This window comes from Agarivorans sp. QJM3NY_25 (genome assembly GCF_050870875.2).
Classification (GTDB): Bacteria; Pseudomonadota; Gammaproteobacteria; order Enterobacterales; family Celerinatantimonadaceae; genus Agarivorans.
Genome location: NZ_CP194041.2, coordinates 602,501 through 623,139, shown reverse-complemented (window position 1 = coordinate 623,139; position 20,639 = coordinate 602,501). Strand labels below are relative to the sequence as shown.

The window sequence follows — 20,639 nt, the reverse complement described above, 5'->3', positions numbered from 1 at the left end:
GAAACGTTTATGAACGGTTTGTTTACTTGGTACGCAAGGACGGAAATACATGAAAGGATTGATAGCAATTGTTCTCGGCATTTTGAGTACGGGATGTGCAGCACCTGTCAGTCATACCAATATCCCCCTTTCGACCTACGATAAAGATACAGAATACGGTATCGAGAAACGCGAAGATGGTTTCGGCATTACGGTTTTTTACTCCCGCTTTCAATTCCTCCCAGAGAGCGATGCTGTAGCGACAGCTTGTAAAAGCCAACTTACGGCCATTGCGTGGGAGCATTCAGATAAGGTTGGAAAAGAAATTAAGCCAATCAATGAGCAGCGCATTCGTATATCGATGGGGCGCAATGAGTTTTCTGGAATCACGTCTTGTCAGGCCAATGCGATAGCTAAATGGAAGTAGGTCCTTTAGCCAGACTTTTTGCCGTTAACAAAGACTGTAATCTTTACAGACGTGAAATCCTAACTGTTATTCAGCTGCGAGCCAAGGTGAGCGATTGCGACTCTCTTTTGCCCCATTCCAAGCTAGACAGGGAGCATTGACAACTCTCTCTCACTAGTTCTTGACCTACTTTTTCTTATAGCAGATTATGAGTCTAGTTGTGCATTTTGCCTTATCCAGACATGATCTGTAACTTGTCGGGTTCAGAATGAGTGAACTCTGTGGTGATAGTGTGTTGCATGACAGGAGTCGGTATTTTCTATAAATCTTGTAAAGACAATGTCTGCTGAAACAACATATTAAGTAGCACATCAATATCGTGGGGTTATGATGGATTTATTTACACCTATAGCAGAGGATGAAAAGTTACATCCAATATTTAAAATGATGCTTCAAAAACAATATGGACCTGAACGAGAAGTTTTAAACTCATGGGCTAAAGGATTTGAGGATAGAGATGGAAAGTTTGTGTATGAATTCCAGACTACTTTCGAATCGTCTATGTGGGAATTATATCTTAATGCATTTTTAAATGAACTTGGCGCTAATACAGACTTTTCTAAGCATGCTCCAGATTTTATAACTGAATTAAACAGGCCTATTGTACTAGAAGCAACAATTGCAGCCCCCCCTCAAGGCGGAGAAGCACCTGCTGGACATTCTCAAAATTTTGCGCCAACGGATTTTGCTGCTTTCAATCAACAATCAGCAATTAGAATATCCAATAGCCTTTCATCCAAAATAAAAAAATACCGAACTAGTTACTCCAAACTGGAACATGTAAAAGATAAACCCTATGTTATTGGTTTGGCATCCTTTGATCGTCCTTATTCACACTATGCTGTAAATAGAGCAATTGTCGCAGTCTTATATGGGCTATATGTTGATGAAGAAACAACGATTGCAACTGGTGCGAATGAATTAATTAAATATCCAGTTGATGCTGTGATAAAAAATGAAAATGCCACAATACCATTAGGTCTTTTCACTACGGATGAATTCAAAGATGTTAGCGCTGTAATTTATAGTTCTTTAGCTACTTGGGGTAAAATTCGTGCTTTGGCAGATAATCCAAGTGCTCAAACTGTCTATCATACTAGTCATTTACCTGTTGATGACAGTATCTTCCCAGAGATGCGTAATTCTATGAAAGCCGATTATATAGAAGATATTGCAGATGGATTACATATCTTACACAACCCATTTGCAGAGCACCCTTTGGATGTAAATACTTTTAATCATGGACGAGTAGCTCAATACTTTGTGGTTCCTGAAACAGGAATGATGGATGTCATTGCACCGGACGATTTTCTTTTATTGAGACAATTAATGAGTGCAGTCGTACATGGCGATGTTTAACAAGTAAGCAGACAGAAAATTAATCACTTAGGCTCTTAATTTACCGCGGTTGCAAGCTGTAAGTAGCTAGGTAATTTGGTAGGAAAAATGAATTTTAACCAAAGATTTGAATGTACAACTTGTGAAAGTTTGGTTGATTGTAGAATAGGTATGTCTAACAGAGATGTTCAACCAATAAGATTTTGTTGCCCAAGTTGTGGCGAGGCGATCCATATAGATATTGAAGATGGAAAAGGAGTAAAAGTAAAAGGGGCTAAGGCAGTTGAGTTTGACGGACCTTTTACTAACGAGTATCCATTTGTCGATCTACACCTAGATTTTCCTGTTACTTTTGGTGAGTACAAAATGGGGCATACACCATTTTTAAAGGCTGTGGGTCGAATTGGTCATGAAAATTTTGGCATTCACAATACCAGATTGAATGGCTTGAACATATTGCATTCGAAAACTAAAGAATTAGAGCGTATTCTACGTTTGTACTCAAAAAACGTGAATCTATTTGGACGGTTATGTGAAAAAGAGTTTGGAGAAACTCTAAGGTCCGAAAAGCCTCAAGATGTAAATTTAGCCCTATACTGCGTGATAGCGAAAGTGTTTGCTCCTTTTTCAATGCCATCCGAGAATGCAGAGTCTGTTGCTATTCATATGAAAGGTATTAAGGATGCATTATCTTCCGACGCTGAGGCATTTGATGCCTTTTTTGAAGAGATTATCGGAACCGATTTTTTAAAGAATACACAGCAAGATTGTTTAGAAATTTACCCGCAAATTTTGGCAGGCGAGTTAGCATTTAGACCTGCATTATTTCTGGACTTTGACACCGATTACGATAAAGAGCTGGTTGCTTTTAGGGTGTCTACAGATGACTTTCAAAAGTACAAAGATCTATACAAAGATATCTCTGAAATTCTGTCTCGTCAGCTCGTTCTGGTCGCAGGAATTAACAACATTATTCATCGTAAAGATCATAATAAGTTTAAAGATGTTGGAAAGGCAACGCCGAAGTCGCTCAACCAATTTGCAGACCTACCATATGGATTTAAAGTCACTCATTTAGACGAGTGTTGGTACCAAATTGGTGACAATGCAATTAATAATCAGCTCCGCAACTCAATTGCGCACGTCAAAGCGGAATATGATGATACTTCTCAAGTTATCACTTACTACCCTAAGAAAGAAGGTATAAAACAAGAGAAAGCAGAGTCAATGTACTTCATTGATTTTATGAGAAAAATACTCATATCATACCGTGAAATGCATCGACTACATCAGTTAATTAAATGCATGTTTAACTATGAGTAGTTGATGCGTAAAAAAGCTGCTTAACAAACATTCAAGGAATCAACATACTTTTCATAATCTGGAAGTATTCTTTTAGATCATCAAGTCTAACAAGGTTCTGTCCAAAAACAATTTAGAACACTCTTCAGATCATGTCATTGAGTCGTGCGACAAGCCCCTAATCTCTAAACCCCTTTAAAATCCTTCCTTCATGCAGCCAGTTACTCTGGCTGCATGAAAACCTTTCAGCTTGCGGCCTTAAACGCACTTACCCCTTGCAGCCTCGCGGTTCTTAGCGCCGAGCTTAGTACTAGCGATGATGGCTGGGTGCAGCTTCTGCCACATGGCAAATTTAAAGCCGTAGACGGCCGCCCAACCGATACTGCCGATGGCCACTGGCATTTAGATGCTGCCAGCGCCCAGGCTATGTTAGCGGCGACGCCTCACCAAAGCGGCGATTTGGTGATCGACTACGAACACCAAACCCTACGCGCCGCCGAGAACGGCCAAGCCAACCCCGCCAGTGGCTTTTTTAGCATCCGCGACAGCCAATACCGCGCAGGCCAAGGGCTATTTATTAAGCCGCGCTGGACCGACAAAGCTCGCGCCATGCTCGACGCCGGTGAATACAAATATCTCAGTGCGGTGTTTGCCTATGGCCCCGATGGAAAACCCCAGTTTTTGCACAGCGCCGCACTCACCAATCGCCCTGGCGTCGATGGGATGCAACCTTTAGTTGATCTCGCCGCCCAACACTTACCCCAGCCCCAAGGAGACACCACCATGCCACAGTGGTTAGTAGATTTGTGCGCCAAGCTAGGCATTACCATTGATGCCAATGCCGCCGCACTCAGCGCCGAACAAGGCCAGCAGGTACTTGCCGCCTTAACCGCCCTCAACCAACAAGCCGAACAAGTCGAAGGCTTACAAAGCCAACTGGCCGCTTTAAGTGCCGAGCCACCTAAAGGCGAAAATGTAGATTTAAGCCAATATGTGCCGGTGACCACTTACCAACAAGTCTGCAGCCAACTCGCCAGCCTAAGCGCCGAAAACGGCAAACTCACCATCGAGCAAACCGTAAAAACCGCGCTGGATGAAGGCCGCGTATTGGCCTGTGAGCAAGACTACCTAACCGCCCTGGGCAAGCAACAAGGCATCGCTGCCTTAAGCGCGCATTTAGCGGCCCGTAACCCGATTCACGCTTTAACCAAGCCACAAACCAGCACCGTTGAGCCCCCCAACACCGATAGCTCACTGGCGGCCTTATCGGTCGACGAACAACAGCTGGCCGACGCCTGGGGCTTGTGTCACGAAGACTATGCAAAAGCCAAAGCCGCCGACTCGGCGAGCCAATAAGCCGCGGCTAACCCCGCTTGATTAACCCTTGCCAAAAGCATTTGGCACGACCAAGGAGTTCTACATGGCCGCGATTAATTCTGCCACCTTACAAGCCCTGCGAACCATGGTGCGCATGGAATTTCAAAACGCCTTATCCAACGTTGAGCCGCAATATTTGCAGGTGGCCAGCGTGGTGCCCAGTAACACCAAAAGCAATACCTATGCTTGGCTTGGCGCGATGCCAGCCTTTCGGGAATGGATTGGCGAACGGGTGATTAACTCGATTAAAGAACATGGCTACTCAATTACCAACCGCACCTTTGAAAATACCATAGGCATTGGCAGAGAAGATGTTGAAGACGACACCATCGGCACCTACAAACCCATGGTGCAAATGCTGGCGCAAGAGGGCCAGGAGTTTCCCGACGATTTGGTCTTTCAACTGCTGGCCGACGGTTTTACCACCGCCTGTTACGACGGCCAAAACTTCTTTGATACCGAGCATCCCGTAAATGCCAAGAATGATGGCAGTGGCGCAGATACATCCGTCGCCAATATGGCGATTAACGAAGTATATAGCGGTAAGCCCTGGTTCTTGCTCGACACCAGCCGCCCACTAAAACCGCTGATTTTTCAAGAGCGGCGCAAGCTCGATTTAAACACTCTGTTTAACCCAAGCGACCCCGCTGTATGGACCAAAAACGAGTATCAATTTGGCTGTGATATGCGCTGCGAAGCAGGCTTTGGCTTTTGGCAAATGGCCTTTGCCAATCAACGGGATTTAAACGCCAGCAACCTCTGGGACAGCTATGAAAAAATGACCGCCTTTAAGCGCGATGGCGGCAAAACCCTCAAGATCCGCCCCGGCTTACTGGTGGTGCCCGCCAGCCTGGAACAGGCCGCGCGCAAAATTTTAGAGCGCGACTTAATTGATGAAAACGGCACCACCGTGCAAAACGAACTCAAGGGAAAATTTAGCCTATTGGTGGTGCCGCAACTATAGCGCCCCAAAACCACGCGATTCATACGCGGGATTTACCCGCGCCAACCACACCACTCGGAGCAGCTATGTTATGCAGACGATTACGATTAAAAATACCCGCCATTCTGGTTACCGCCGTGGTGGGCTGGTGTTCCAGTCCGGCGACAATATCTTACCGCTTGACCAACTTAAGCCTGAGCAGTTGGCCGCGATTAAAGCGGATGCGGTATTGCTTATTAAGCAAGCGCCCACAACTACTGCATCCCACCCGCAAGGGGCCATGGTTCAGGACCGCGTGGATAGCGCTATAACGATCACCGAGGCGTTCGACCTGCTCGAAACAGCCAACACCGAGCACTTCACCAGCAAAGGCCTGCCGCAAATTGATGCCCTGGAACAGCTGCTTGGCCGAAAAATCACCGCAGCAGAGCGCCATAGCGCCTGGCAAAGCTATTGCGCCGAGCAGGAGCAAGCCCTGTGAGTTACGCCAGCTCTGCGCAAATGCTTGGCCGTTTTGGTGAGCAAGAGTTAATTTTGCTCAGCAACCACGATGGCCGTAGCGACAGCGTAAATGAGCCCGCTTTGGCGCAGGCGCTCAGTGATGCCAGCGCCGAAATTGATGGCTACTTAGCGGGCCGCTACCCCTTACCGCTGAGTAAAACCCCAGCGGTATTAGAAAGCCTTTGCTGTGATATGGCGCGCTATAAGCTCAGCAATGAACATGCCCCCGAGCCCATCGAAAAACGCTATCAAGCCGCGCTAAAGTTTCTGCACAGCGTTGGCAAAGGCGAACTGAGCCTTGGTGTTGATCCCGAAGGCGCAGTGGCCACCAGCGCCAACCTGCCAGAGATTAGCAGCGCCGGTACAGTGTTTAGTCGCGCCCAAAGCAAGGGCTTTATCTGATGAACTACCTCGCCGCCGAGGCCGCCTTAGCCGAGCGCTTACAACAGCTCACCACGCTGCGTAAGGTTTACCTAAGCACCAATATGGATGCCTTAAACGAGCGCAATCAGGCCGCCCCCTGCGCCCATGTGTTGTACGCCGGTGACCAACTGCCCAACAACGCCCAAGGCGGTCAGTTAAGTAAGGTAAAACAAACTTGGTTAGTGGTGGTTGCGGTACGGCTTGGCCCCGACAGCCAACAAACCGGCCAACTAATTGACCAGGTGCTGAAAAAAATTATGGGTCATAAGGCCGATGGCTTTAGTCCCTTTGTTCGCTGTAACACCAATGCCAAGCCTCGCGTAAATGCAGGCTTTGCTTACTACCCCTTAGCCTTTACCACCACCTTTACTCACCAAGGAGAACAAGCATGAGCAACGGCTTATTACTGGCAGGCAATGTATTCATTAACCGCTTTGACGACACTGGCGCTAAAACCGGTTTTATCGGCCCGATTAACGTGACCAAGCTGGCGGTGAATACCCCCAGCGAAGAAAAAACCCGCATCAGCAAACAAAAACAAAGTCGCGGCCAAGCCCTAGACACGGTGGTCACTGCCAAACCGACTGAGCTAGAGATTGCCATGGATGATGCCCCCGCAGACATTCTCGCCATGGCCTTACTGGGCGAAGTGAGCACCGTGAACATCGGCAGCGGCAATAGCAGCGATGAGACCGTGAATTTACCCGCCCATGGCCGTTGGGTGAAGCTGCTAAAAAGTAACTTAGGCGCAGAAGGCTTAAGTGCCAAGCTGGCCAGTGATGACAGTGTGATTGATGTAGTGGCCGACATAGAAGTGAACTATGCCGCGGGTCTGGTGCGAGCAACACCAAGCGGCACCTTGGCTGCAGGTGCAAGCATCAAGCTCAGTTACGACTTTAATGCCACCGCTGCCAATTTAATGCGGGGCGGCCTGAAACCACAGGTGGTGTGTGAGATTTTGCTAGAAGGCACCAACCTCACCAATGGCAAAGCCGCGACTCTAAGCATTCCCAAGGCCAGCTTAGCGCCTAGTGCTGCGGTGGACTTTATGGCCGATGAGTTTGTGAGTACCGCCCTAAAAGGCACCGCCGTATTGGCAGCCGGTGAAACAGCTCCCTTTAGCTATAGCGAACACAGCGCTTAAGTTTTGCCTTTGGCAGCGGTGGAGAACCACGCCCCGCTGTCTTTTTTGCCCTAAGGACTCATCGATCCATGAACAAGCTGTTAGAGCTCGCGTTAAAAATCAAGGCTTCGGTCACCGGTAAGCAGGCGATTAGCGATTTATCGGAGCAAGTCGATGCGTTTGGTCATCAGTCGGAAAACGCCGATCCGAAAGCGCAGGCCCTCGCCGCAGAAATAAGCAAATTGGGTCAGCAAGAACAGGCGATTACTGCGTTTAAACAGCAAAAAAACGCCACCCATGAAGCCGAAAAACAATGGCAGCAGGCACAGCAGCAAGTTGCAGCCTTGGCCAAAACCATTCGCCAGGCGCAAACACCGAACAAACAGCTCACCAAGCAATTTGAACAAAGCAAAATAGCCGCGACCAAGGCTAAAACGGCCTATCAACAGCAGAACCAAAGTTTACAGAAAAGCCGCAGCAGCTTAAGTGATGCTGGCATCGCCAGTAAGCAGCTTAGCCAGGCGCAACGCGACTTGAACACCCGCGCCCAGCAACTTAAAAATCAATTGGAACAACTCAACAACAGCGCCACCGCCAACACCGCAAAAACCCGTAGTAATACCCAAGCGACCCAAAAAAATGCCGCCCAGCAAGCTCAGTTTGGAGAGCGAATTCGCACCACCACCTCGCGCTTGCTCGCCATGGCGAGCGCCTACTTAGGGATAAATGTTCTCAAACAAAAGCTTATCGAACTGTTTACCACTGGCGATAAGTTCGAGCGTTTAGATACCCAGCTGCAAGCCGTGATGGGGAGTATCGAAGGCGGAAAACAGGCCAGTGCCTGGATTAAAGATTTCACTAAAAATACCCCGCTGCAATTAGAAGAAGTGACCCGTGTTTTTGTCAAACTCAAAGCCTTTGGTCTCGATCCCATGGATGGGTCAATGCAGAGCATTATTGACCAAACCTACAAACTAGGCGGCAGTTTTCAAGAAGCGCAAGGGATCTCGCTTGCCCTCGGCCAGGCCTGGGCCAAACAAAAGCTACAGGGTGAAGAGATCCTGCAACTAATTGAGCGCGGCGTACCGGTGTGGGAGCTGTTAGAAAAAGCGACCGGCAAAAACACCGCTGAGCTACAAAAACTAAGCACTGCAGGGCTGCTTGGTCGCGATAGCATTCAGGCACTAATGGACGAGATGGCCAGTGGGAGCCAAGGCGCAGCGGCAAACAATATGAGCCTACTCAGCGGACTCATTTCTAATACGCGTGACAACTTAGCCAAATTTTACAAAATGGTTAGCGACAACGGTGCGCTGGATTGGCTAAAGGCTCAGATCAAATATGTGAATGATGAGTTTGATCGCATGGCCGCCAATGGTGAATTACAAGCCTGGGCCAAGCGCGTTTCAAACGGCATCATTCAAGTTGGCGAAGCAATTAAAAGCAGCGTGAGCCAGGTGCTTGCCTGGCGCGGTGAATTGCTGCTACTTGGCAAAGCCTGGGCGGGTTTAAAGTTACTGTCTTGGGTGGGGCAACTCAAAACACTGGTGGTACAACTTCAGGCAAGCGCGCTCGCAAGCACCGCCACGGCAACAAAATTCAACTTATTTGGCAGCGCCATCAGTGCCGCTAGCATCAAAGCCAAGGCATTTGCCGGGGTCTTAAAAGGCGTTTTGGCGGTGGCGGTGCTTGAATCCATCGGCAAAATCATTGAACTCGGCCAAGTCACTTATGCTTTGGTGGCAGCTAAAAAAGCTTTAAGTGAGTCAGAGGCGACCACCACCGAAGCAATTGCTCAAACTAAAGCGGCCTATGCTGCACTGTCAGAATCGTTAGGAATAGTGATCCGCGATACCGAGCATTTTCAACAGTTGATTGACCAAGGGATTATCCACTTTAACCAAGCCACTCAAAGCTGGCAAAAAGGCGCTGCGCCTTTAAGCCAAATCGCGACTAAGGCGAAATCGGCGGCCGAATATCTCGATGAAATTAATGCGGCAGCAAAGCGCAGCACAACCACCGCCAATACCGAATTAGGCCCTGCATTTAAAGCCTTAGGCTTAGACTTTGAAGCTCTCGAAGGCCGTGCCAGCGAGAGCTTTCAAGGCATCGAGCAAGGCCTAGATACCCTGATTGCTGCCAGCCAAGTCTCTGGTGATGCGGTATATGCTTACCTCAATAAAGCCTTTGATTCAGCCAGGAATCAATATGAACTCGACCAACTCAGCGAGGCGCTAGAAACACTCGGCGCGCAGAGCAAGCTCAGCGAGCAACAGTTACAAACTTTACAACAACGCGGCATTAACTTGGGAAAAGAGCTCGCAAGTGCCGCAAGCTTGGCCACTCACGCCTACCAGCAATTAGGGATTACCAGCGCGGCGGCGCTCAACCAAGCAGCCAATGCCAACCGCATCGCCATCGACCAGCTAATTGCCAGTCACGCGCCCATCGAAGATCTAAAAGCCGGTTGGCTTGCCTATGCCGAGTCGGCCATTGCAGCCGCGAAAGCCAGTGGCCAAGTGCCACCCAGCTTGCTGCAATCAGAAGCGGCCGCCTTAGGCTTGAGCAAACAACTCCAAGCCTTGGCTGAAAGTTATGGCCGAGTAAAGACGGCAGCAAGCAATCAGGCAAAAGCGAACGATACTGCTAAAAACAGCACCGATGACTTAAGCAATTCAATCGACCAACTCACTGAATCAATCAAAGAAAATAACGACGAGACGGTGCTTAGTGTGAGCAGTAAATGGGCCTCAAAAGATGCCACCGATGCAGTGAGTTTAAGCATCCGTGATTTACGAAGCCATGTTGATGAACTCACCGACCGGATGAGTTTTAATAGCAAAGTCACTCGCACCGGCTATATGGGGGTAATGGCACTGCAGCAAATTGCTTATGATAAAACCAGCCTTGCAATTGCCAAGCAGGTGCTATTACTTCGCCAATGGGAAGTTCGGGTTGCCAATACGCAAGCGCCTTCGCAAGCGCTGATCAATAAAGCCGAACAAGCCCTTGGTGCAATGGATAAGTTAGACAGCGCCACGCTTTCTAACTTGCGCAGCCAAATCGATAGTGCCCGCAGCGCTATGGCGTCGTTGCGCGACAATGCTCAAGATGCGCTGCGCGCTGCCCAAGATGCCAACGACCGCTACCTGGGCAATGCCGTCGCCCTTGAAAACCGCGACTACCAGCAAACCATTGGCCAACTAGAAGCGCAACTCAAGCAAGCTAAACAAACGGGTGATAACAGCGCCACCAGTGATTTGAAGCAAGCGATTCAGCTGCAAAGCCAACTGCACCAAAACAAACTAAACGACTTAAAAGCCGAACAAGCAGTAGAACAGGCCAGCGCGAAATCAAGCAGCACCGTGATTGCACCCTCGACCAGCCCAAGTGTCACAAGCGAAACCGTGGAAGTGTTATTACGCTATGGCGATAGCAGCGTGAGTGTCACCACCGATGCTAGCGGCAAAGCCGACTTACTCGACATACTCAGCCAAGCAGGACTTTCCAGCACATGATAACGCTTGATTCTCTGACCTTACCCGAAGGCCTGTATTGGTACGATTTTGATTATTGTGCCATCCAGCAAACTCGCCAAGATTCACTCACCGGACGGGTGATTTTACAACGCGGCCAGATGCAGGAAGGTCGGCCCATCACCTTGCTTGGCAGTACCGAGAGTTGCTGGCTGAGTCGCACTGCAGCAGCGCAAATCGCCAGCCTGCGAGACCAAGCCGAAGCGATGCATTTAAACATTGCTGGTCGAAGTTTTACGGTACGTTTCGATTTAAGCCAAAGCGAGCATTTGTTACTGCGGCCACTGCATAGTGACAGCATGAGCCATGCGGCCAACGACGCTTACACCCTCACTAAACTGGCATTAATAGAGGTACTTGAATGAGTATTTACAGCGCCGACATCAAGCTTATGAAAGCCCAGCGTATGACCGATACCGAAGACGGTGGCGGACGTATCACCGGCAAACAAATTCTCGATGGTGAACACAATAGTATTTTTAGTGATATCTCCGATCTCGACCGCGCCTATGGCTCCGTGGACATTAAAAAGACCTTCTTGCATGTTACCAGCAGTGCCGCCGAACAATACCTTGGGGCCAACGTAGCACTATTAAGCCCACCACAAGATGAGTCGGTGTCCATCACAATTATGAGTACTGGCGATCACTATGATGAGCGCAGCGAGGCTCGAGATCGAATTGAGCGCTATTTGGCGCGGTCCATTCGTTTCGACGGTTTATTGCTTGGCGATCAATTACAGGGACAACGTGCAATTGTGTTGCAGCTCTCGCTTAGTGCAGAGCAGCCAGCCGTAAACGAAACCTTAAGCTTGCTGCAAACTAACGACGCTGAAGAACAAGAGCAATATGTTCGAATCGTGCGTGTTGACAGTGATATTCGCAGCTTTACTGTACTTCGAAATAATCAAAATTATACCTTCAAGCGCCGCGTGGTGACCTGTGAAATTAGCGAGCCGCTACGTTATACCTTTCAAGGGAATGAGGCCACTGACTTAGCAGCGGCCAACGATAAAACCACGATACACACAACGATAGTAGCCAATGCCAGTAAGTATTATGGCATTTGCGCCTTAAAACAAAGTGCCAACTTTGGGGATATGACCCTGCACACAGAAGGTATTTTTAGCCAGCTGGTGCCTTCGGCGCGCTCAGAAACCCCCTTAATCGATTTAAATGTCGCGGGACAACTGGCCACATTAATCGCAACAGGCAATGGCCAAACCGTACAGATGAATAGCAGCAACATTGCACCCAATCAGCCTTTATATATAGGCACCAGTGTATTGCCAGGAACTCTGAATATTAACATTGGCAGTGCCTCGATTGCTGATGCGAATGGCACCCTAAAACTGGGGGAATTGGCGGTTGGTAGCATTGATTATGTACAAGGCTTACTCAACTTTAGCAGTAGTTGCCCGGACTACAGTGGGCAAGTCGCCGCGTTACAGTTTGAGCCTGCCGCCGCACCAGAGAACTATAGTTTTTCCGACAGTATTGCGATTACCAGCGAAACCCGTGGTTATGCTTATACCTACGCCTTTGAAAAGCCGCCAGCCCCCGCTAGCTTAAGCTTAAGTTATATGGCCCAAGGGAAATGGTATCGCCTCACCGATGGCGGTAACGGCATTTTACAGGGCGTAGATAGCAGCATCGGCACCGGTTCTCTGAACGCCACGACAGGTTCCTTGATCATCACCCTAGGCGCTTTACCCGATGTAGGGAGTTATTTGATTTTACAGTGGTCGGTAAATTCGAGCGATGTCGACCGAAGTAATGATTTTGATACCAACCAAGCTTGGTTTGTGTATCAAGCAGAAAACCGAAAAGCAATGAGTCCTGCGAGTGTGCTCATTGAATGGGACGACAAACAGCTCAGCTTAGCCGATCTCAGCCACGGTCAATTAGAAATTCTCAGCCCTCAAAAGCTGCGCTGGCAGCCGTTGTTCCTCCCCGCGTCAAACACGACTTACCGACTGAGTTATAACGAAGTGGGCGACGAAATAAAACAACTACTCACGCTTGATAGTTTATTGGTTCAGTTAGGTGAGGCGCTTACCCCTGGCTCATTGCGTTTTTCTTTAAAGGGCGAAAATCTAGATTTCGATGCCTATAACCAGAGCAAAGCCCAATGGCCCGAATTAATCGTTGAAGACACCATTCGTGATGATGGCAATGGTCATTTAGTGAATCCCTTGGGCGATGTGCTTGGTCAGGTCGACTATGCCAGCGGTGAACTAAATATAAACGCTACATTTACCGCCAGTAAAGTATTACAGCAACAATGGTATACCCTGACGGATCGCATCTATGCGCGCCGCTATGTACCCAAAGCCGTAACGACCGTGACTCCGCAAGAACAAACCATGACCTATATTGTGGCCCGCGAAACGCAGTCAATCCAAATGAATTTGACGCCCAATTTAAGCTTACAATTTGGGCTGCAAGATAGAGAACAGATAACCAGCGGCTCACTACGTTTCACGCTCAACGGGGAAACCTATTTAGAGCAAAGTAATAAACTCTACTATCAATTTTCTACCGCTACAGGTTTAGGTATTGAAGCAGGTTCTATCGATCGCTTTAATGGCGAGATCACCATTAAGCAATGGCTAGCGGGGCCTTATAGCTGTCATTTACAAAGCTTCACCACCACCATTGTGAGCGAACCTTTTGACTCCAAAGTTGTTTTTAGAACCCCTGGCGCACCCATTGCTTCACAATCCCTATATATTGATATCCCCAACTTAGGAAGTGCTGCAGCAAATGAGCAAGGTGACATTGTTGGCAACAGCATTCATGGGCATATTGATTATCAAACAGGGGTGATCCACCTCAACACTTTGGTCCCTTTTGATGCGTCAACCGTGCGTTATAACTGTGTTGTACATAACTATTTACCACTAAATTCCGAGCTGATTGGCCTTGACCCTGTGCGCTTACCCACCGATGGCCGCGTGCCAATTTATACCGTTGGGGATGTGGTTGTGGTTCATCAAAGCGAGCAACGCAAGATTGCCGCACTGCATGCCAACCAAACTGAAGATTGCCAGCACAGTCGCTGCGCGGAAATCAGCTTACTCGACAGTCACGGCGAGATGCTAAGCGATGCGCTGTTTAGTATTGACCTAGACGCAGGAACGCTCACCACGGCGGCTGATTTTCCTACTCAAGATGTCACTCTTTCGTGGCGCTGGGAAGATTTACTGTTACTCAGAGATGTTGATATTAGCGGCGAACTAAGCTGCGCGAAACCAATAAGTCATGACTATGATGCGGGAACTGCTTATGTCTCAAGTGTGTGCATTGCTGGTGACTTATGGGCGCGCTATTCAAGCCTGTTTGACCAACAAACTTGGACGGGCGAATGGTCTGACAGCGTGATTGGCAATGTGACCAACGCCGCCTTTAATGATGCTGATTTTGCACTAACTCTCACCAATGAAGGTGCAATTACCGAACGCTGGGCGCTGATTTTTACCTCAAACATTGCGTTTAAGATCATCGGCGAGCACGTTGGCCAAATTGCAGTGGGGAATATAAACACCGATTGCAGCCCCATTAATCCCAATTCAGCCACCCCTTATTTCACTATTCCAGCCAATGGCTGGGGCAGCGGCTGGGCAGCCGGTTATGTGCTGCGCTTTAACAGCCACGGCGCTATTTTTCCGTTCTGGAATATCCGCACCATCTTACAAAGTGACAGTAGTGTGAGTGACGATGATTTTTCGCTGCAGCTACGCGGCAACATCAATAAACAACAGCAATAGGAGCGACAATGAGCAATCATCCAGTGAAATGGTTTAACTCCAATTTTGAGGGTGCCCCCACGGTTGATGATACCTGGGACAATATTAACGGCAACTTTGTGGCGATGCTTAAAGCCTGTCTGGTCACGGGCTTTGGCGATAAACTTATTGCCAACTTAACTTATGATGAGACAAGCAGCGAAGCGGTGGCCAATTTCGATAACGGCCATCAGTATAAACTCGACAGCATCATCGAAATTTACGATGCCAGTGATGCGGCCTACAACGGCGAACATCGGGTCACTAACGTCACCACCAACGAAGTACGCGTTAAGCTGAATTCAGGCCCTGCGGGCGCTGTAACGGGGGCGAGTATGAAGGTAGCCTCTGCTGGCTGGTCGGTGTTTAGCGAAAGCCCCGATGGCAAAGTGGTGGTATTTGATACTGGTAGCGACTACGGCAATGTGATGATTCGAGTGGCAAATAATGATACCGAGCAATATGAGGGGAAAAACCTGTTTGGGAATAGCTCTACTTTATGTCTCGTCGCCAAAATATCTCTCGTTTCCAACGTCAGTGATTACAACAACTATGACGTGGAAACTGAAGCAATTTGGCCAGCCTCACACACTGGTGGTAGCTCTATCTATCAACGTAAACTATGGAACTTAGTTGCCGATGATGGCATGTTTTACCTGTTTTTTTCTACCGGCTATAACGGCCACATTTCACCCCATTACGCTGGTTATATAAATAGCTTAAAGTCTAACGATCTCTATCACTGCGTGGTGAACTCTATGGGTTACGAATATTATCCAGAGTTAAACAGTACAATGTATGATTTTGGCTACTACAACCAGCAAGCCTCTCAGACTGCCTTTCACCACAACCCTTTATGTAGTGCAAACCACACAGATTATCGTTACTTAGCACGCGCTTATACTCAGCTAAAGTCGCCTAGCAAATTTCTCACTCGAGGAATATTTATATGTTCAGGTACCGGCATGCAAAGCGGAAATGCGCCCGATGGAGGCGTTTATATAAGCCAAGGTGAAATCCCTGTATTTGAATATAAAAATAAAAGCGCTAGCCGTGACTCTGACAAAGGAATGAGCCTACGAGGAACAATGCCGGGGTCCTTTGAGCCCTACTATTCACTGTATGATGAATCAGGTGGTACAAATATTAGTCACCTCGAGCCGCGCATAGAAGAAACTGAACGCTTGGTAAGATTCGTCACCTATTTTGGCATAGAGAGTATCGCCGCTAATGAAGTCGGAAAACAGCGAGTCGCTGGTGAATTCAAATATGAGAAGTCTATCGGCTTAGATATTGGTGATAAAGGCTGGCGTTTATGAGCAATATTCTCACCCTTGGCGGCTTTGCATGGGGCATGGCTCAAAGTCGTGAACAAGCCGCTGGCTATGCCTTAGCGGTCACGCTTCAGCCACAACTATGTCGCCCAAAGAATTTCATATATTCAAATAAGGCCCCTCATCGAGGCTTAGGCTATATCGCAAGCACTGTTACCATGAACACTTTTCCAGCTGCCGACCGTAGAGTGATTTGTTATACCCAGCGCGGCGACAAGGTAGCGGAAACCCGCAGCGATGCCAATGGTAACTATCGCTTCGATGGGCTGCGTTTAACTTGGCGTTACATGCTCATCGCCCAAGATAAACCCGAATATGGTGAAGCGGAATATAACGCGGTCGCTGCCGATTATCAGCAAGCAACCGCCTACGAGACTTAATTATGCTGGCCTTATCTACAGACTTAAATAACGCCCGTTTGCAGCTAATTGGGGAAGCGGTAAATGGCGGACATATTCAGTTCTATAGTGGTGAGCGCCCTTTGGATTTAGCCGAAGTCACCAAGCAAACGCTATTGTTGAGCTTAGCGCTACCAAGCCCCTGTTATCAGCAAATTGCCGATGGCGTCATGACCATGCAAAACTTGGATGAGGCCATGTTGCTTGCGACAGGCCAACTAAGTTGGGCGCGATTACTCAAACCCACTGGTGAGATTGCAGGTGACTTAGATGTGAGTGGCGTAAATGGTAATGGTGATTTAAAACTGCCAATTGAATCGACCCAGGTCTATCAAGGGGCTTATTTGCGCTTAAGCGATTGGGCCATCGTTTAAATGGAGTTTCGAGCAAGTCGTCAAACTCAAGCAACGCTAAGTTTTAGCAACGACGCTGGCGAGCAAAATTATCGGCAAGAAGATGCCCGTTTAAATTTTACAACCGAGTACACGAGTAACGGAAGCCTTGAGTTTTCGATGGGGAGCGGCGCTCCAAAAATATTAGAGCTTAGTGGCACCATTAAAGCCAAACCACTAAGTGTATCGGGGCTTGTCTCAAGCCTTGTAAAGTTAAACGGTGTAATCACGACGGACCAGGTAAATATTCAAGGCAGCTTGAGCTATGACATTAATGTTAATCGCGCACCACGAGCGCGCTTAAATGCGGGAACTTGGACAACTAAGGCGGCGCAGTTAAGGCGCAAGCATGGCTTTCACTTTTCAGATGCTGATTTAGTGAAAGGCACGAACCAAACTCTTTACCATCAAGCCCACCCTCATCAACAAACCACATCAAGCAAGCATGCCAATAGCCCCAAACTCGCCCAAGCCAAACGGGATCTTTGGGAACAGTCCTGCAAAAACCAAATGTCCTTAACCACATACTGGTTTAACCCCTTTCGTGTTGCTCAAAGCTATACAGCAGCAATGGAATATGGATTGCCAACCTTTGCCGCAACTCAAGGCGACTGGTTAAATCCAGATGCGGCTTATCAAGCCAGCCAACAATCATTTGGTCATGCACTCGCAATTTATCTTAAGCGGCACAGCTTCGCAGGCCATGGTGCGAGCAACCATAAACATTGGCGCGCCTATTTTGAGCAGGCCGAAGGTCCCTTACATGGAACAAGACCGATAACACAACCACCGACTGAACCAGTACCAGAGCCTGAATACTTCCCTCTCAACTTCATACAATTGCGCCTAGCCCAAGCGCAATTAGAGTTTCACCCCATTGAACTGGATGCTTATATCATCATGAATCAGATCAGTTGTTACGCAGAATTAAGCGACGATAGCTTGGTGGCACTGCACCCAAGCAATGTGGCCATTAGCTTAGACATTGATGGCTTCTCTTGGGAACTCAGTGGTAACTTACAGGGGGATGCCGTAGTGCCATACTTACGCCAAAGTTCCGCTACACCGGCGCAGCTAATATTAGAAATCAACGGCTGGCAATGGCGCTTTATCGTGCGAGACTTTAGACGTGTTCGCAGTCAAACGGGTAACCAATATCAATTTAAAGCCAACAGCTTAAGCCAGTACCTTGGCTCACCCTATGCGCAGACAAGTAGTGGTAGCGTAACTACTGCCATTAATGCCTGGCAGCTTGCCGAACAACAACTCAACCCTTTAGGCTTTGGTTTAAGCCGAGACGAGTTAAGCCCTGATTGGTTACTTGCAACCGCAAGCTATCAATGGCGGGATAAACTCCCCATCGAAGTACTCGCCGAAATAGCCAAGGCCAGTGGCGCGATCTTCTGCCCCGATCCCATGACTAAAATAATAGCGGTACAACCGCGCTATCGGGTATCCCCTTGGTTATGGGGCGAACTGGCCGATGAAGAATGTGATCATGTTATCGATGAGGATTTGCTGGTCACCGAAAGTGCCGAGAATCAAACCAGCCAACAGATCAATACCGTAATTATCGCAGGCACTAACTATGGGGTCGTGACCGAAGTAGTGAAAGCTGGCTCTGCTGGCGACGTAAGCGCTGGCGAAGTCTCGGATCCTCTAGCGCAAAGTCATCAGGTGAATGCCGAGCGCGCCCGCAACTTAATGGCGGATAGCGGTGAGATAGAGCTACTGGGGCTCAAGCTCCCCCTCAGTCAACCCGAGCAGTTCAGTGAACTCATTAAGCCTGGACAACTCTGCCGTATTAAATCAGCCAATGGCCAACAAACTGGCCTGTGTATTCACAACAAGATCAGTGCGGAGTCCATCACTCAAGTTTGGCAAAGTCCAACATTGGAGATCCACTACTATGGCAACCATTAACCCTTGGCAGAAGTTTCAAAGACTGTTACCCAAAAGCAGCTACTATCGAGCAACCGTAACTAATGTGATTGGTGATGGCTTAGTCGAAGTTCAAACTCAAGACTCACAATACAAAGTCAGCAGCAATATTAGCGTGACAGTAAATGCTCTCGTCCTGGTGAAAGATGATGTGATTGTCCAAATTCTTCCCGAACTTCCCTACGCAAGAGTCGAAGTCTAGAAAGCAAAAAAGCCTTTCATATCCTGAAAGGCTTCTTCATATAGTGAAAACTGCATTTATCTGATTTATCGCAGGATCAGACTTCAATTTTCGCAGCCCGCATCAGCTAAATCTCAGACATAAAAAAAGCCTATCCGTAAGGATAGGCTTTCTCTAAATAGGTGTCTGGCAATATCCAGCCTACTTTCACATGGCAATTTCAGACATAAAAAAACCCAGCACATAGCTGGGTTTTTAAAATAGGCGCCTGGCAGTGACCTACTTTCACATGGGGAGACCCCACACTATCATCGGCGCAGTTGCGTTTCACTTCTGAGTTCGGCATGGGTTCAGGTGGTTCCACAACGCTATTGCCACCAGGCAAAAACTTGTTGTCTTTAACATTCGAAAAAACTGATATATCCCACGAGCATAACAAGCACTCTTGGTTTCTAAAATAAAGTATCTATAAGCAACACCCTTTAGGTGTTGTATGGTTAAGCCTCACGGGTAATTAGTACAAGTTAGCTCAATGCCTCACAGCACTTACACACCTTGCCTATCAACGTTGTAGTCTCCAACGGCCCTTCAGAGGACTTAAAGTCCTAGTGAGAATTAATCTCAAGGCCTGCTTCCCGCTTAGATGCTTTCAGCGGTTATCAGTTCCGAACGTAGCTACTGGGCAATGCTATTGGCATAACAACCCAAACACCAGCGGTTCGTCCACTCCGGTCCTCTCGTACTAGGAGCAGCTCCCTTCAATTCTCAAACGCCCACGGCAGATAGGGACCGAACTGTCTCACGACGTTCTAAACCCAGCTCGCGTACCACTTTAAATGGCGAACAGCCATACCCTTGGGACCGACTTCAGCCCCAGGATGTGATGAGCCGACATCGAGGTGCCAAACACCGCCGTCGATATGAACTCTTGGGCGGTATCAGCCTGTTATCCCCGGAGTACCTTTTATCCGTTGAGCGATGGCCCTTCCATACAGAACCACCGGATCACTATGACCTACTTTCGTACCTGCTCGACGTGTCTGTCTCGCAGTTAAGCTGGCTTATGCCATTGCACTAACCGTACGATGTCCGACCGTACTTAGCCAACCTTCGTGCTCCTCCGTTACTCTTTGGGAGGAGACCGCCCCAGTCAAACTACCCACCAGACACTGTCCGCATCCCGGATAACGGGACAACGTTAGAACATCAACACTACAAGGGTGGTATTTCAAGGTCGGCTCCACATCATCTAGCGACAACGCTTCAAAGCCTCCCACCTATCCTACACATGTAGGGTCAATGTTCAGTGTCAAGCTGTAGTAAAGGTTCACGGGGTCTTTCCGTCTAGCCGCGGGTACACCGCATCTTCACGGCAATTTCAATTTCACTGAGTCTCGGGTGGAGACAGCTTGGCCATCATTACGCCATTCGTGCAGGTCGGAACTTACCCGACAAGGAATTTCGCTACCTTAGGACCGTTATAGTTACGGCCGCCGTTTACCGGGGCTTCGATCAATAGCTTCGCTTGCGCTAACCACATCAATTAACCTTCCGGCACCGGGCAGGCGTCACACCGTATACGTCATCTTTCGATTTAGCACAGTGCTGTGTTTTTAAT

17 protein-coding genes and 2 rRNA genes (1 of these 19 cut by a window edge) are annotated in these 20,639 nt (G+C 48.2%); 17 read left to right on the top strand and 2 right to left on the bottom strand.

Annotated elements, in window-relative coordinates; genetic code table 11:
- Window positions 1-49 precede the first annotated feature (49 nt).
- From ACRRSW_RS02805 to ACRRSW_RS02725, 17 genes are all read left to right on the top strand, one after another.
- Complete coding sequence (locus tag ACRRSW_RS02805) at window positions 50-406, top strand: hypothetical protein (protein WP_432460804.1); 357 nt, start codon at window positions 50-52, stop codon at window positions 404-406.
- A gap of 366 nt (window positions 407-772) precedes the next feature.
- A complete protein-coding gene (locus ACRRSW_RS02800; RefSeq protein ID WP_432460803.1) occupies window positions 773-1,804 on the top strand; it encodes a glycosaminoglycan attachment site in 1,032 nt (343 codons plus the stop codon).
- A 150-nt stretch (window positions 1,805-1,954) separates the two neighbouring features.
- On the top strand, window positions 1,955-3,106 hold the full coding sequence (locus ACRRSW_RS02795; RefSeq protein ID WP_432460802.1) for a hypothetical protein: 1,152 nt from the start codon (window positions 1,955-1,957) through the stop codon (window positions 3,104-3,106).
- A gap of 213 nt (window positions 3,107-3,319) precedes the next feature.
- Window positions 3,320-4,441: a phage protease gene (locus ACRRSW_RS02790; protein WP_432460801.1), complete on the top strand. Its 1,122-nt coding sequence runs from the start codon at window positions 3,320-3,322 to the stop codon at window positions 4,439-4,441.
- A gap of 64 nt (window positions 4,442-4,505) precedes the next feature.
- On the top strand, window positions 4,506-5,426 hold the full coding sequence (locus ACRRSW_RS02785) for a Mu-like prophage major head subunit gpT family protein (protein WP_432460800.1): 921 nt from the start codon (window positions 4,506-4,508) through the stop codon (window positions 5,424-5,426).
- 70 nt (window positions 5,427-5,496) lie between these two features.
- Complete coding sequence (locus ACRRSW_RS02780) at window positions 5,497-5,886, top strand: HI1506-related protein (protein WP_432460799.1); 390 nt, start codon at window positions 5,497-5,499, stop codon at window positions 5,884-5,886.
- Window positions 5,883-6,308 (top strand): gp436 family protein, encoded by a 426-nt coding sequence (locus ACRRSW_RS02775; protein WP_432460798.1) that lies wholly within the window; start codon window positions 5,883-5,885, stop codon window positions 6,306-6,308. The genes ACRRSW_RS02780 and ACRRSW_RS02775 overlap by 4 nt, the downstream gene beginning before the upstream one ends.
- Entirely contained in the window at window positions 6,308-6,721 is a 414-nt protein-coding gene (locus ACRRSW_RS02770) for a phage tail terminator protein (protein ID WP_432460797.1), read from the top strand. The genes ACRRSW_RS02775 and ACRRSW_RS02770 overlap by 1 nt, the downstream gene beginning before the upstream one ends.
- Window positions 6,718-7,473, top strand: a complete 756-nt coding sequence (locus ACRRSW_RS02765) for a hypothetical protein (RefSeq protein WP_432460796.1) — start codon at window positions 6,718-6,720, stop codon at window positions 7,471-7,473. Before ACRRSW_RS02770 ends, ACRRSW_RS02765 begins: the two co-directional genes overlap by 4 nt.
- A gap of 68 nt (window positions 7,474-7,541) precedes the next feature.
- On the top strand, window positions 7,542-10,970 hold the full coding sequence (locus ACRRSW_RS02760) for a tape measure protein (protein ID WP_432460795.1): 3,429 nt from the start codon (window positions 7,542-7,544) through the stop codon (window positions 10,968-10,970).
- Entirely contained in the window at window positions 10,967-11,353 is a 387-nt protein-coding gene (locus ACRRSW_RS02755) for a hypothetical protein (RefSeq protein WP_432460794.1), read from the top strand. Before ACRRSW_RS02760 ends, ACRRSW_RS02755 begins: the two co-directional genes overlap by 4 nt.
- Window positions 11,350-14,757 (top strand): hypothetical protein, encoded by a 3,408-nt coding sequence (locus ACRRSW_RS02750; protein ID WP_432460793.1) that lies wholly within the window; start codon window positions 11,350-11,352, stop codon window positions 14,755-14,757. The genes ACRRSW_RS02755 and ACRRSW_RS02750 overlap by 4 nt, the downstream gene beginning before the upstream one ends.
- Window positions 14,758-14,765: 8 nt before the next feature.
- Window positions 14,766-16,094 (top strand): hypothetical protein, encoded by a 1,329-nt coding sequence (locus tag ACRRSW_RS02745; RefSeq protein WP_432460792.1) that lies wholly within the window; start codon window positions 14,766-14,768, stop codon window positions 16,092-16,094.
- Entirely contained in the window at window positions 16,091-16,489 is a 399-nt protein-coding gene (locus tag ACRRSW_RS02740) for a hypothetical protein (protein ID WP_432460791.1), read from the top strand. Before ACRRSW_RS02745 ends, ACRRSW_RS02740 begins: the two co-directional genes overlap by 4 nt.
- A gap of 2 nt (window positions 16,490-16,491) precedes the next feature.
- The gene (locus ACRRSW_RS02735; RefSeq protein ID WP_432460790.1) at window positions 16,492-16,881 is read left to right on the top strand and encodes a hypothetical protein; all 390 of its coding nucleotides are present in this window, start codon (window positions 16,492-16,494) and stop codon (window positions 16,879-16,881) included.
- A complete protein-coding gene (locus ACRRSW_RS02730; protein ID WP_432460789.1) occupies window positions 16,882-18,822 on the top strand; it encodes a hypothetical protein in 1,941 nt (646 codons plus the stop codon).
- Entirely contained in the window at window positions 18,809-19,042 is a 234-nt protein-coding gene (locus ACRRSW_RS02725; RefSeq protein WP_432460788.1) for a hypothetical protein, read from the top strand. The genes ACRRSW_RS02730 and ACRRSW_RS02725 overlap by 14 nt, the downstream gene beginning before the upstream one ends.
- A gap of 245 nt (window positions 19,043-19,287) precedes the next feature.
- Here the strand turns inward: ACRRSW_RS02725 and rrf are convergent.
- A 5S ribosomal RNA gene (gene rrf, locus ACRRSW_RS02720) occupies window positions 19,288-19,403 on the bottom strand.
- Between the two features lie 111 nt (window positions 19,404-19,514).
- Window positions 19,515-20,639 (bottom strand): 23S ribosomal RNA (locus tag ACRRSW_RS02715) (it continues 1,763 nt past the right edge of the window).